This window comes from Kocuria rhizophila DC2201 (genome assembly GCF_000010285.1).
Classification (GTDB): Bacteria; Actinomycetota; Actinomycetes; order Actinomycetales; family Micrococcaceae; genus Kocuria; species Kocuria rhizophila_A.
This window is the reverse complement of the sequence record NC_010617.1, coordinates 923751-937735: the sequence shown is the minus strand read 5'-3', so window position 1 is coordinate 937735 and position 13985 is coordinate 923751. Positions and strand designations below refer to the sequence as shown.

Annotated in this window: 7 protein-coding genes; 2 read left to right on the top strand and 5 right to left on the bottom strand. The window is 74.3% G+C overall.

The window, feature by feature from the left end; genetic code table 11:
* Nucleotides 1-31 precede the first annotated feature (31 nt).
* Together KRH_RS04165 and nudC are read right to left on the bottom strand one after the other, a co-directional pair.
* Nucleotides 32-1825 carry an ATP-dependent helicase gene (locus tag KRH_RS04165; RefSeq protein WP_041297318.1) on the bottom strand — a complete coding sequence of 598 codons (1794 nt, stop codon included), beginning with the start codon at nt 1823-1825 and terminating at the stop codon, nt 32-34.
* Nucleotides 1819-2793 carry an NAD(+) diphosphatase gene (gene nudC / locus KRH_RS04160; protein ID WP_012397929.1) on the bottom strand — a complete coding sequence of 325 codons (975 nt, stop codon included), beginning with the start codon at nt 2791-2793 and terminating at the stop codon, nt 1819-1821. The genes KRH_RS04165 and nudC overlap by 7 nt, the downstream gene beginning before the upstream one ends.
* A gap of 85 nt (nt 2794-2878) precedes the next feature.
* On the opposite strand from nudC, the gene KRH_RS04155 reads away from it, so the two are divergent.
* Nucleotides 2879-4228 (top strand): macrolide 2'-phosphotransferase, encoded by a 1350-nt coding sequence (locus KRH_RS04155; protein WP_226905911.1) that lies wholly within the window; start codon nt 2879-2881, stop codon nt 4226-4228.
* On the opposite strand, the gene KRH_RS04150 is transcribed toward KRH_RS04155, so the two are convergent.
* The gene (locus KRH_RS04150) at nt 4177-7614 is read right to left on the bottom strand and encodes an ATP-dependent helicase (protein WP_012397927.1); all 3438 of its coding nucleotides are present in this window, start codon (nt 7612-7614) and stop codon (nt 4177-4179) included. The two genes, KRH_RS04155 and KRH_RS04150, sit on opposite strands and share 52 nt — an antisense overlap.
* Nucleotides 7611-11336, bottom strand: a complete 3726-nt coding sequence (locus KRH_RS04145) for a UrvD/REP family ATP-dependent DNA helicase (RefSeq protein WP_012397926.1) — start codon at nt 11334-11336, stop codon at nt 7611-7613. The genes KRH_RS04150 and KRH_RS04145 overlap by 4 nt, the downstream gene beginning before the upstream one ends.
* 447 nt (nt 11337-11783) lie before the next feature.
* Between KRH_RS04145 and KRH_RS04140 the strand changes: the two genes are divergently transcribed.
* Complete coding sequence (locus tag KRH_RS04140) at nt 11784-12482, top strand: 3'-5' exonuclease (RefSeq protein WP_012397925.1); 699 nt, start codon at nt 11784-11786, stop codon at nt 12480-12482.
* A gap of 118 nt (nt 12483-12600) precedes the next feature.
* On the opposite strand, the gene hemL is transcribed toward KRH_RS04140, so the two are convergent.
* The gene (hemL, locus tag KRH_RS04135) at nt 12601-13920 is read right to left on the bottom strand and encodes a glutamate-1-semialdehyde 2,1-aminomutase (protein WP_012397924.1); all 1320 of its coding nucleotides are present in this window, start codon (nt 13918-13920) and stop codon (nt 12601-12603) included.
* Nucleotides 13921-13985 lie beyond the last annotated feature (65 nt).

The following is a 13985-nucleotide window of genomic DNA, read 5'->3' as shown; positions in this document are numbered from 1 at the left end:
GCCAGCGACACCGGGAGGCGGCCGGGCCCGCTCAACGGCCGCCGCGGCGTCGTGCCGGGGTGCGCGGTGCGGGAGGCAGCACGGCGTCCAGGAAGCGTGACCGCGCCCGGTTGGGCCGCCCGCCCGGAGTCCGGGACAGCGACCACGAGAACACGAGGTGCTCCCGCGCGCGGGTGATCCCCACGTAGAGCAGGCGGCGCTCCTCGTCCATGGCGTCCGGGGTGTCCGCGAAGCTGATGGGCATGAGCCCCTCGGAGAGCCCCACGAGGAAGACGGCATCCCACTCCAGGCCCTTGGCCGAGTGCAGGGACGCGAGCGTGACCCCGTCCACCACCGGGGCCTCCTGCGTGGCGGCGCGGCGTTCGATCTCCTGCGCGAACCCGGCGAGGGAGAGCGTCTCGCCGTCGGCCGCGGCGCGGCGGGCCATGGTGTCCGCGAGCGAGACGAGCGCGCGCAGTGACTCCCACTTGGCGCGCGTGGCGCTGTCGGAGCGCGGGGCCCGCTCCGTGTAGCCGAGCGAGCCGAGCATGTCCCGCACCTGCTGGGGGACGTCCGCGCGGTCCGCGCCCGCCGTGCGCGCGGCGGAGCGGATCTGCACGATGGCCTGCCGGATCTCGGGCCGGTTGAAGAACCGTTCGGAGCCGCGCAGCTGGAAGCCGATGTTCGCGTCCGCGAGCGCGGCCTCGAAGGTCTGCGACTGGCCGTTGGTGCGGAACAGGACGGCGATCTCGTGCGGGGCCACGCCGTCGTCGATCAGGTCCTGGATCCGCACGGCCACGCCCGCGGCCTCGGCCTCGTCGTCCGGGTACTCGTTCCACGCGGGCTCGGGGCCCGCGGGGCGCTGGGAGACCAGGCGCAGCGGGGTGGCCCACGTGTCCGGGGTGGACGTGAGGGACGGGCGGCGCGCGGCCAGCAGCCGGTTGGCGGTGTTGACCACCTGAGGGGTGGAGCGGTAGTCGCGGATCAGCTCCACCACGGACGCCCCGGGATACCGGGACGGGAACTCCAGCAGGTGCCGGGACGTGGCACCCGTGAAGGAATAGATGGTCTGGGAGGCGTCCCCCACCACGCAGAGGTCGTCCCGTGAGCCGAGCCACGCGTCCAGCAGCCGCTGCTGCAGGGGCGAGACGTCCTGGTACTCGTCCACCACGAACTGGCGGTACTGCGCGTGCACCGCCGCGGCGATCCGCTCGTCCTCCTCCAGGATCCCCACCGTGATCAGCAGGACGTCCTCGAAGTCGATCAGGTGCCGGTCCGCCTTGAGGTCCTCGTAGGACTGGTACAGCCGCTGCATGGTGCGGACGTCGTAGCCCGCGGGCATGTCCCGCCGGCCCGCCGCCTGCGGGTAGGTGTCCGGGGTGTGCATGGAGACCTTGGCCCACTCGATCTCGGCCGCGACGTCCCGGACCGTGGCCCGGTCCGTGGTCAGGCGCATGGCCTGGCCGGCCTCGGTGATCAGCCTCGCCTTGTGGTTCACGAGCCCCGGCGGGGGCCCGCCCACGGCCTGCGGCCAGAAGTACTGCAGCTGGCGCAGTGCCGCGGAGTGGAAGGTCCGGGCCTGCACGCCGGGTGCGCCGAGCGCCCGCAGCCGCTGGCGCATCTCGTTGGCGGCGCGCGCGGTGAACGTCAGGGCGAGGGTCTTCTGCGGGGTGTAGACCCCCGAAGCGATGCCCCACGCGATGCGGTGGGTGATGGCGCGTGTCTTGCCGGTGCCCGCTCCCGCGCGCACGCACACCGGACCGTTCAGTGTGGTCGCGACCACGCGCTGCTCCGGGTCCAGGCCGCCGAGGATCCGCTCCTCGGCGCTCTGCTCCAAGCTCACCATTCGGCCCCCGGGAGGTCCTCGCCCAGCCAGCTGACGATCAGTGCGTGCGCGATCGACACCCGCCCCGGCAGCGTGACCTCACCGGTGCGGACGCACGTGAGCAGCTGCTCGCGCGTGAACCACCGGACGTCCAGGATCTCCTCGCCGTCCGCCTCGGCCACCGACGTGTGGGCCGCGGCGCGGAAGCCCAGCATCAGGGAGCGGGGGAACGGCCACGGCTGAGAGCCCTGGTACTGCACGGTGTCCACCGTGATCCCGGCCTCCTCCCCGATCTCGCGCACCACCGCCTGCTCCGCAGACTCCCCCGGCTCGACGAAGCCGGCGAACGTGGAGTATCGGTTGCCGGACCACAGCGCCGAGCGGCCCAGCAGGATCCGCTGCCGGGCCGGGTCCGGCTCGTCATCCACCACGGCCACGATGATCGCCGGGTCCGTGCGCGGGAAGTGCAGGGAGCCGTCCCGGGGGCACGTGCGCGCCCATCCGGAGCGCACGACCTCCGTGAGGGCACCGCAGCGGGGGCACCGGGGGTGGTCGCGGTGCCAGAGGGCGATCGCCTGACCCGTGACCAGCAGAGCGGTCAGCTCGGGCTCCACCGCGGTGGCCAGGGTGAGCAGACCCTCCCAGGCGACGTCCTCGAAGCCGGGCAGCTGGGCGTCCTCCGGGAACGTGCGCAGCACCACTCGGGTGCCGTCCGCGGTGCGCCCCAGGTACACGTCCGGGCGCCCCGGATCCCCCGTGGCGGCGGGCACCTCGGCGAGCAGCGGCAGCAACGGCCCGTGCGGCGTCGTGGGCACCTGGGACCCGCGGAGCACGAGCGCCCGCGCCGTGCCGGAGTCCTCGGCCGCGGCCACGAGGTCCCGGTGCTCGCGCTCCACGGCCTGCCGGTCGAAGGCGCGGCCCGCGAAGGGCAGCTCGGCCGGGCCGAGCAGCGGCGCCGGTGCGATGGATCGGTCTGGGGATGAGTTCACCGGACCACTGTAGACCCGGGCGCGGACACCCACACGGGCCGTGTGGACAGCTCGGACCCAGCAACCGGCCGGTAGGGTGGGTGGGGTGAGAACGACCCCCGAACTGCTAGCCGCCGTCGCGGCCGCGGCCGTGCCCGGAGTGGCCCCCGTGGCCACCGGTCCTTCTCCCGACGACGCCGCGGACTTCCGCTCGTGCGTGGTCCAGGACGCCGCCGGGAAGCGCTGGCGCGTCCGCAGCCCCCTGACCACCGAGGCCAGCATGCGTCTGGAGACCGAGCACCTCGTGCTGCAGGCGTTCACGCCCTCCATCCGCTCCCACCTGCCGTTCCACCTGCCCACCGTGGCCGGCTCTGTGGCGCAGGGCGAGCTGCGCACGTTCGTGTACTCCCACCTGCCCGGCAGCACGCTCAGCCTGCGCGAGCTGCAGCGGCAGAACACGGACCCCGAACCGCCCGTGCACGCACCCTCCCCGAGTGCGGCGCCGCGCGCGCCGCTGGCCGTGCAGATCGGCCGCGCACTCGGCGCGCTGCACAGCCTGCCCCGCGCCCTCGTGATGGACGCGGACCTGCCCGCCTACAGCGCCGAGCAGTGCCGCAAGCGCATGCTCCACGACCTCGACCGCGCCGCGACCACCGGGCTGATCCCCGGCGCCCTGCTGCGCCGCTGGGAGGAGGCCCTCGAGGACACCACCCTGTGGCAGTTCTCCACGCGCGTGGTCCACGGGGACCTGCACGAGGACAACATCACGGTGGACCACGGCGCGCTCGCCTCGTTCACCGGCTGGAGCGACCTGCACGTGGGGGATCCCGCCGAGGACTTCTCGTGGCTCGTGGGCATGGGCGACCCCGCGTTCGCGGACACCGTCCTGGAGGCGTACTCCGTGGCCGCCGTGCAGCCGCCCGACCGCCACCTGCTGCGCCGCGCGCACCAGAAGGCCGAGTTCGCGCTCGCGGAGTGGCTCGTGCGGGGCGTGGACCGGAACATCCCGTCCATGGTGGACAACGCCCAGCGCATGCTCGACACCCTGGCCCGTGACGTGCGGGCCAGTGCCTCCCCGTCCCCGGGCGTGCCCGGACCGGTCGAGGAGACCCCCTCCGCCGGGGTCCCGCACAGCGGTCCCCCCGAGTCGGCGGCCGACACACACCGCAGCGCGGCCGCCGGGAGTCCCGCCACCGCAGGGCACCGGGCACCGGCGGACGACGCCGCCGCGTCGCACTCCGGAGCGGCGCACCCCACGCGGGGTCCCCGGGTCGAGGGCACCGCGTCGGGTGCGACCGCTGCCTCCCGGGCCCCGGCCGAACCCCCCACGCTTCCCGACGCGGCCGCACCCGCCGAGGGGGCAGCCGACCGGGAGCGGACCGACGGGTTCGACCCCACGCCCGGTCACTTGGGCGAGGACGACCCGTCCGCGGAGGACACCCCGCCCCGCGCGTAGAGGGAGGACACGATCCCCTCGAGCTGCTGCTCGTCGGCGAGGTCGAGGGGTCGCACCACACGGTCGGAGGCCACGTAGTAGAACGCCGCGGACACGCTCTCCAGCGGAATGCCGTGCAGCCGGGCGAACGCGAGCCGGTACAGGGCCAGCTGCCCCGACTTCCTGCGCAAATCCTCCCCGTGGGGCACCCGCCCGGTCTTCCAGTCCACGAGCTCCCAGCCGTCCGCGGTGCGGAACACCGCGTCGATGCGCCCGCGCACCGTGAGGGAACCGACCGGCGTCTCCACGGGCAGCTCCACCGCGTAGGGCTGGCGCTCGGCCCACGGGCTCGCCCGGAACGTCTCGGCGAGCCGGGGCAGGTCGAGGTCCTCGTCCACGTGGTCGTCGGCCCCGGGCAGCTCGTCGGGGTCGAGCAGCGCGGAGTCCCCGTAGAAGTTCTCGACCCACGTGTGGAACGCCGTGCCCGCCCGCGCCGCCGAACCGGGCCTGCGGGGCATGGGGCGGCGCAGGGTGCTCACGAAACCCTCGGGGTCGCTGTCCATGGACACCAGGGCGGACGCCGAGACGTGCGAGGGCATGTGCACCGTGCGCGGGCGCTCGGGGTCCGAGCGGCGCGCGAGCAGCAGCTCCGCCTCGTGACGCCAGCGCCGCACCCGGGCACCCGCCTCACCCGCGGCGAGCTCCTCGTCCGGGACGTCGGCCAGGTGCGGGAAGCCACCGTTCCGCACGGCCTGCGCCGCGGCCTCCGCGCGGGCGCGCCGTCCCTCGTGGGCCGGGGGCAGCACGGTCTCGCTGAGCGTACCGTCCGCGTCCCGCGAGGTGCGGGTGATCACGGGGCCCTCCAGGGGGTCGTAGGGCCACAGGGCACTGACCCGGGTGTCCAGCTGGGGATTGCCCTCCAGCTCTCCCGGGTCCGCCCACGGCCCCGCCTCGAACCCGGGGGTGGCGGACTCGGCCATGTCGCGCGCCTCCCGCAGGAAGGGCGAGACCTCCTTGGGCTTCTTGCCCGTGCCGCGGTACACCGAGCCGGAGAGCTCCAGCAGGGTCTTGGCGCGGGTGAAGGCCACGTAGGCCAGCCGACGCTCCTCGCCGAGGTCGTGCTCGGCGACGTCCTCGGCGAACTCCCCGAAGGACGCCTCGAGCTCCCGGACGTCGTCCACGCGCGGTGACCACTCGGGCAGCTGGGAGGCGTCACCCCGCAGCGGCCACGGGAGCTTGGCCGCCTCACCCGTCCAGGCCGAGGAGTTCGTGGACGGGAAGTCGCCCTGGTTGAGGCCCGGGACGTGGACGTGGTCCCACTCCAGGCCTTTGGACGCGTGGACCGTGAGCAGCTGCACGGCGTCGTGGCGAGTGTGGGCGGGCGGCAGGTCCAGACCGTTCTCCTCACGGGACGCCGTCTCCAGCCACGCGAGGAACGCCGCGACGTCGTGGGTGCGGGTGGTCGCGGAGAACTGCACCGCCTGGTCCGTGAAGGCGTCCAGGTTCCGGCGCGCGGTGGCGGGGTCCTCCCCCGGCAGCGCGGCCAGTTCGATGTCCAGGCCCAGCACGGCCTCCACCTCGTGGATCACCGTGGTCAGCTCGTCGCCGAGCACCTCCCGCAGCGCCACGACGTCCTCGCGCAGCGCCCGGAGCCTGCGCATGCCCTCGGGGCTGATGCTCCTGCCCCGCGAGGAGACCCAGCCGTCCCGGGGAAGCGTCTCGAGCGCCTCGACGAGGCTGGAACCGTCCACGGCGTCGGCCATCACGACGTCGTCGGGGCGGGTGTCCTGCTCACCCCGTGCCGCGCTCTCGTGCCGTCGTTCGAGCTCCGCCGCCCAGTCCCCCAGCGCGGCGAGGTCCCGGGCACCGAGACGCCAGCGGGCCCCCGCGAGCAGCCGGGCCAGGGCGTCCGAGCGGCCGGGGTCCGTGAGCACGTGCAGCATGGCCACCACGTCGCTGACCTCCGGCGTGTGCAGCAGCCCGCCCAGACCGACGACCTCGTAGGGGATGTCGAGTGCCTCGAGCTCGAGCCGGAGGGGCTCGAACTGCGCCCTCCGCCGGCACAGCACCGCCATGGTGGGCATCTCCGCGAGCGGCTGACCCTCGTGGGCGGCCCGCTGCTCGTGGATGAGCTGGGCGGTGGCCCGGGCCTCCTCCGTGTCCGTGGCGTAGCGGCTCACGCGCACCCGCCCGCGGACCGCGCCGGGAGCGGGGTCCAGCGGCGGCACCTCCACCGTGGCCGCAGAACGGCTCCAGGCGGGCGCGGTGCGCAGCGGGGCGGCCACGGCGTTGGCGACGTCCAGGACGGACAGGCTGTTGCGCCACGCCGTGGTCAGGAAGCTCGTGGCGGCGTACTCGGACCCACCGTCCGCCGTGCGGCGCGGGAAGTTCTCCACGAAGCTGAACAGCTGCCCCGAGGAGGCGCCGCGGAACCCGTAGATGGACTGCTGCGGATCACCCACGGCCATCACGCAGTGCCCGTCCCCGTAGAGGCCGGAGAACAGTGCCAGCTGGGCGTGGGAGGTGTCCTGGAACTCGTCCAGCAGCACCACCTTGAAGCGGTCCCGCTCCACGGTGCGCGCATGCGGGTCCACGCGCACTATGCGCGCCGCGAGGGAGAGCAGGTCGCCGTAGTCCAGTGCGGACTCCTGCCGCTTGACCGCGTGGAAGCGCTCCACCAGCTGGGCGAGCACGTCCGTCTGCTCCATGCGGGACAGGGCGCTCACCACGTCCTTGCCCGGCGTCCGCTTGCGCCCGTCCGGAGGCACGTCCTGGCACGCGAGGCGGAAGCGCTGCACGAACTCGCGGATCCGGTGGGCCTCCACCAGGTGCTCGGACGCCTCGGAGGACAGCTTGATGACGCCGCCCGTGAGCGTGTTCACGGCGGGAACCGCCTCGGGCAGCGGGCCGTCCCAGCCCCGCACGAGCTCGCTCGCCAGCTGCCACGCCTGGGCCTGGCCGAGCAGCACGGTGTCCGACTCGATGCCCAGGCGCAGCCCGTAGCTGCGCACCAGGGAGTTGGCGTAGGAGTGGTAGGTGCTCACGGTGGGTTCCTGGACGGCCGCGGGGGCGTCGTCGTCCCCCCCCGGCTCCTCGATGAGACCCGCGTGGCGCAGCATGCGCAGCTTCGTGGCGATGCGCTGCGAGAGCTCCCCGGCGGCCTTGCGGGTGAACGTGACACCCAGGATCTCCTCGGGGCGTGCCAGTCCGTTGGCCACGAGCCACGTGACGCGGTCGGACATGGTGGTGGTCTTGCCGGATCCGGCGCCGGCCACCACGAGCCGCGGTGTCAGCGGCGAGGCGATGACCTCGGCCTGCTGCTCCGTGGGCGGGAAGTCGCCGAGGGCCTCGGCGATGTCCTGCGGGGAGAACCTGATGTCCTCCGGGGTGAAGTCCTTCATGGTCATTTCTCCGTCACCTGTCTCCCCTGGGCGCACAGCGGGCACACCCACGGCACCGCGCACGACCTGCCGTGGCTCCCGTTCTCCTGCTCCGCCGTGTGGCGGGCCTCGAACCGGGTGCCGGCCATCAGCAGGGCGGCCTGCGTGATGAGCTCCCGGGCCCACTGCTGGTCCTCATCCAGCGGGTCCTGCTGCTGCACGCCGGGCTTGGCCGTGGCGTCGCCCAGCTGCACGAGCAGTGCCCCGCCCGGCTGGGTGAGCACGGTGCCCTCGGGTAGCTCGATGCGCTCGGGGCGGTCCGTGCCGTGCAGGTCCTCGCCCTGGACGCTGTCCTGCATGGCCTGCCCGGCGCCGGCCTGCAGCGCCACCTGGTACGCGGCGAGCTGGGGGTGCTCGGGGATGTCGGCCCCCGTGGGCTTGTGCCTGCCGGTCTTGAGGTCCACCACCACGTGGCGCCCGTGGGCGTCCACCTCCAGCCGGTCCACCCGGCCCGTGAGCAGGGCGTCCCGCGCGGAGTCCCGCACGAGCACCTGGAAACCGCCCTCCACGGCGACCAGTTCCCGCTCGTGCCGGGTGCGCATCTCCCGGGCGTACTGCGCGAACTTCCGCAGCATGGTCTCGGCGCGTTCGAGCTCCTGCGCCCCCGTCCACCCCTCGGGCATGCCGAGGGAGGGCCAGCGCCGCCGCAGCTCCGTGATCAGTTCCACGGCGTCCGCGTCCGGCATGTGCTCGGCGATGTCGTGCACGAGCGTGCCCAGCCCACGTTTGAGGTCCGTGGTCTCCGTGGCGCGGGCCTCCCCCACAAACCAGTCGAGCGGTGAGCGGTGCACGGTCTCGATCTTGGAGGGCGAGACCCGCACCGGCTCCTCGGCGTCGAACAGCGCCTCCTCCGTGGTGAGGGGGTTCACGCCCCACCACTGTTCCGGTGCCGCACCCGCCACGGGGTCCTGCGCCGTGGCGAACTCGTGGAGCAGTCGGGCGGCCGCCTCGCGCTCGGTCTCCGGGGTGTCCACCGCGTTCAGGGCCCGCCGCAGGGTTCCGGTGAGCTGGCGCAGGGTGAGCGGTTCCGGCGCGTCGAGCTCCTCCACGGTGATGCCGGTCTCCTCGCCACGGCCCAGCGCCACGAGGTCCACGAACTCCGACGGCTGCTCGTCCTGGGTGGCCACCGCCGTGACGGTGAGCCCCGAGCGTGCCCGGGACACGGCGGTGGCGAACTGGCGCAGCTCGTCGAAGCGCACCTGCCGGAGGCGGTCCACCGCTCCGAGCCGGACGGCCTGCTCCGGGCCGTGGTCCAGGGCGTCCGTGAGGACGTCGGTGCCGAGCAGCTGACCGCGCAGCGCCGTGTTGGGCCACACCCCCTGCTGCACGCCCGCGACGACCACGTGGGACCACTCCCGGCCCGCCGCCCCTGCGGGGGTCGTGACGGAGACGTTGTCCTCGGCGGGCGCCCGGGCGGCCAGCGTGTCCATGGGCAGCTCCTGGTGGTCCATGTACTCCATGAACGCGCTCGCCGTGGCTCCGGGCACCTGGTCCACGAACCGCTCGGCCGCCTCGAACAGCCCCACGACGGCGTCGAGGTCACGGTCCGCGCGCACGGCCTCCGCCCCTCCCGCCAGGGCACGACGCCGCCAGCGCGGCCCCACGCCAGAGGCCTCCCACAGCGCCCACAGCACGGACTCGGCGGTGGCCCCCGGGGTGTCCAGGGCGTCCTGGCCGGCCTGGAGCATGTCGGCGACGCGGGCCGCGGCATCCGAGCGGACCTCCGCGAGCTCCAGCAGCAGCCCGTCCCCGAGGGCCTGGACGAGGAGGTCGTCGCTCGTGCGGCCCCCGCCCGTGCGCAGCTCGTAGCCGCGCAGGCGCTGCCGGATGCGCCGCACCTCCATGGGCGAGGCGCCGCCGATCCGCGAGGTCAGCAGGGAGACCGCCGTGGCGGCGGTGAGAACGGTGCGGGCGCTACGCGGGTCGCCGGAGGCCGCGGAGTCCTCGCTCACGAGGTCCTCGTTCCTCCCCGCGGTGGAGGGGGCGCCGTCGACCGGGCCCTGGACGACCGGGCGCACCTCGGACAGCATCTGGCCGGCTCGGCTCCGGTCGAGCGCTGCCACCCCTGGCGTGTCGTCCCCCGCTGGCCCGGTCTCCCCCTCTGAAGAAGCGTCCCCGTCGAGCGGCCCTTCACCGTCGTACGGCGCCTCCCCGTCCTGGGCCGCGCCCACCGGCTGCGCGTCGGGGGACGCGTGCTGCCCGGAGTGCGTCTGCCGATCGGCATTCTGCTGCTCCTGCCCGGGTGTCGCCTCCTGGGCCGCGAGCAGCAGCCGGAGGGCGTCCAGCAGCGGGATCACCGCGGGCTCGTCCCGCAGGGGGGTCTCCGCGGCCGACGTGGTGGTGGGCACTCCCAGAGAGGCGAGCTGCCGGGTGAGCGCGGAGAGCTGCGGGCCGCTGCGCACGATCACCGCCATCTCCCGGTAGGGGATCCCCCGCAGCACGTGCAGTCGCAGGAAGTGATCCGCGCACCAGCGCGCCTGGGCGGTGGGCGAGGCGAACGTGGCCACGCGCACGCCGTCCGGCGTGACCAGCCGCCCTGCCGTGCCGGGACCGGTGACCGGCGCGTTCACCCCGTCCGCAGGGTCCCCGCCGGGTTCCGGGTCGGTGTCGGCCGGCTGCTCCGGCGCCCGCTCCGTGCGCGCCCCGGCGATCACGGGAACGGCCCGTGCCACCCGCTGCCACGCCTCGTTGACGGGCAGGGACATGCGGTGGCTCGTGTGCAGGTGCAGCCGCTGGACCGGGTGCGACGGTGTCCCGACGCGGTCCTCCAGCGTGCGCAGCAGATCGGGGCGGGCCCCGCGGAAGCCCTGCACCGTGGTGTCCGGGTTCGCGGTGAACACGGCGTCCCGGCCACGGCACAGCACGCCGATCAGCCGGTGCACGGACGGTGTGGCCTCCTGGAGGTCGTCCACCATGACCACGTCCAGGCGCTGCTGCTCCCGGGAGAGGAAATCCGGGTGCTCCTCCAGCACCCGGGCGGCCCGGTCCACCAGCTCGGAGGGGTCGAAGACGTTGGGCATGCGCAGCGCACGGACCTGCTGGTACTCGGTGCGGAACGCGGCCGCCGCGCGCCACTCGGGATGCCCGAGGGGCCCGGCCCACGCCGCGAGCTGCTCCGGCTCCACCCGGTACTCGTTCATGCGGTCGAACAGCTCCCGCAGCTGCCCCCGGAACCCCCGCGTGCCGAGCGCGTCCTGCAGGTCAGCGGGCCACACCACCGCACCCCCGAGGCCCGTGGCGTGGCCGCGCATCATCTCCGCGAGGAAGGCATCCTGCTCGGGGCCGGACAGCAGCACGGGCGGCAGGTCGATGCCGGTCAGGAGCTCCTCCGCCTGCGCGCGCCGCAGGACGTCGAAGGCGTAGGCCTGCCACGCCCGCACGAGCGGCGTGCTGATGGTGGCCGCGGCCCGGCGGCTCACGAGGTCCCGCAGCGTGGCCGCGGACTCGCGCGAGGGTGCGAGCACGAGCATCCGCTGGGGGTCGGTGCCGTCCGCGATCCGCCGCACCACACCCTCGACGACCACGGTGCTGCGCCCCGTGCCGGGCGCACCGAGCACGAGCACGGGCCCGTGGCCGGCGGGCAGGTCCACCACGGTCTGCTGCGCCGGGTCCAGGGTGGTCCCCGCCTGCCCGGTGCCGGTGCCGCGTGGCGGGAGGACCCGCCAGGACGCTTCTCGCTGCGTTCGCATGCGCTCATCCCACCACGGGCCTCCGACACTCATAAGGGCGTGGGTCACACCCGGTACCGTGGTGCCATGCCTTCCCCACGCCAGCCCGACGACGCCGCCCAGTACGCGCTCTTCGACGCCCCGCAGTCCCCTGCCGGACCGGGTGCCGCCGCTCGGCCCACACCGGAGCCCGAGCAGCCCTCGCTCTTCGATCCCACCCCCGGACCCGCGGAGGCACCCGATGACAGCTCGACCGGGCCAGCGCCACAGCGGCCGGGATCGACCGGACCGGGGTCAACGGGACCGGGTGTGGCGCCCGCATCCTCCGAGACGCCCACGTCCTCCAGGACCATGGCGAGTGCGGCACAAGCTCCGCGCGGGTCCGTCGCCGGCCCCTCCACCACCGCGCCCCGGGCACCGGGCTCCGCGAACGGTGCGCTCACGAACGGCACGGTCGCGAGCGGTGTCGTGGCGGCGGATGCCCCGTGGCACCAGGGCCCCCGCGCGTGCTTCGACCTGGAGACCACCGGGCGCGACCCCCAGCAGGCGCGCATCGTGACCGCCTCGGTGGTGCTCGTCTCCCCTGCGGGGGACGTGCTGCAAGAGTGGGAGTGGCTGGCCGACCCCGGCGTGGAGATCCCCGAGGAGGCCGCCGCGGTGCACGGGGTCTCCACGGACCGCGCCCGCGCCGAGGGACGCCCCGTGGCCGAGGTGGCCGCCGAGCTGAGCGAGGTCCTGGCGGGGTTCTGGCGCGAGGGCGTCCCGGTGCTGGCGTTCAACGCCGCCTACGACCTCACGGTGCTCACGCGCGAGACCGAGCGTCACGGTCTGCCCGCCCCGGAGCCTTTCCCCGTGCTGGACCCGTTCGTGCTCAACAAGCAGGTGCACCGCTACCGCCGGGGCAAGCGCACGCTGGGTGCGCTGTGCGAGGAGTACGGTGTGGTGCTCGACGCCGCCCACACCTCCGCCGAGGACGCCCTGGCCACCGAGCGGCTCGCCGCCGCCCTCGCCGATCGTTTCGCAGAGCTCCGTCAGCCCGCCGCCGCGCTGCACGAGGCGCAGATCGGGTGGGCCGCCGAGCAGGCCGCCTCCCTGCAGGAGTACTTCCGCCGCAAGGACCCCACCGCGGTCGTGGACGGCACGTGGCCCGTCCACCCGCGGCCGTAGACCTCGCTGCCCCAGCACGACGGCGCGGCACCCCTGTCAGGGTGCCGCGCCGTCGTCGTCGTGCCAGTGCGCGCCCCGCCCCCGCGACCGGGGCCAGGACGCGCAGCGCAGGGCCGGGTCAGGGCTGCGGGGGCTGCGCCTCCGCGGCGGCCCGCGCCGCGGCCGGCAGCGCGGAGAGGATCCGGTCCATGGCGGAGTCGTCGTGCGCCGCGGAGAGGAACCACGCCTCGAACACCGAGGGCGGCAGGTAGACCCCGGCGTCCAGCATCGCGTGGAAGAACGGCGTGTACCGGAAGGCCTCCTGGCCCTTGGCGTCGGCGTAGTCGTGCACGCCCGTGGACCGGGTGCCGAACGCGAGTGAGAACAGGCTGCCCACCTCCTGGATGGAGTAGTCCACGCCGGCGGCGTCGAGGGCCTCGCGCAGACCGGCGCGCAGCTGCTCGGAACGGCGGTCGATGGTCTGGTAGGCCACCGCGTCCGCGCACTTGAGCGTGGCGAGACCCGCGGCCATCGCCACCGGGTTCCCGGACAGCGTGCCCGCCTGGTACACGGGACCGGTGGGGGCCAGGTACTCCATGACCTCGCGGCGGCCACCGAGGGCCGCGGTGGGCAGCCCGCCGCCGATGACCTTGCCGAACGTGAACAGGTCCGGGGCCCAGCTCTCGCCCGCGGCGTTGCTGAGACCCCAGTACCCGGCCTCGTGCACGCGGAAGCCCGTGAGCACCTCGTCCAGGATCATGAGCGCGCCGTCCGCCTGCGTGATGCGGCGGATCGCGGCGTTGAAGCCGTCCTGCGGGGTGACCACGCCCATGTTGCACGGGGCGGCCTCGGTGATCACCGCAGCGATCCGACCGGGGTGCTCGGCGAACGCGGCCTCGAGCGCGGCGACGTCGTTGTACGGCAGCACGAGGGTCTGCGCGGCGGTCGCCTCGGTGACACCTGCGGAGCCCGGCAGTGCGAGCGTCGCGAGCCCCGAACCGGCCTCGGAGAGCAACGAGTCCACGTGGCCGTGGTAGCAGCCGGCGAACTTCACCACGAGGTCACGGCCCGTGTACCCACGGGCCAGGCGCAGCGCCGTCATGGTGGCCTCGGTGCCCGTGGAGACCATGCGGATCTCCTCGAGCGGTGCCACGCGGTCCACCACGAGCTCGGCGAGCTCGGTCTCACCGCGCGTGGTCGCGCCGAAGCCCAGACCGCGCTCGACGGCCTCGTGCACGGCCTCGGTCACCACGGGGTGCGCGTGCCCGATCAGGGCGGGGCCCCACGAGCACACGAGGTCCACGTACTCGCGGCCGTCCACGTCCGTGAGGTACGGGCCCTTGGCTGCGGCGATGAACGGCGGGGTGCCGCCCACGGAGTTGAACGCGCGCACGGGCGAGTTCACGCCACCGGGCATCACACGGCGGGCACGGTCGAAAAGTTCTTGCGAAACACTCATGAGATCACTTCATTCCTTTCGCCGGGAACGGGTCCCGGCCACCGTACCGGTGGGGTGCGGCGGTT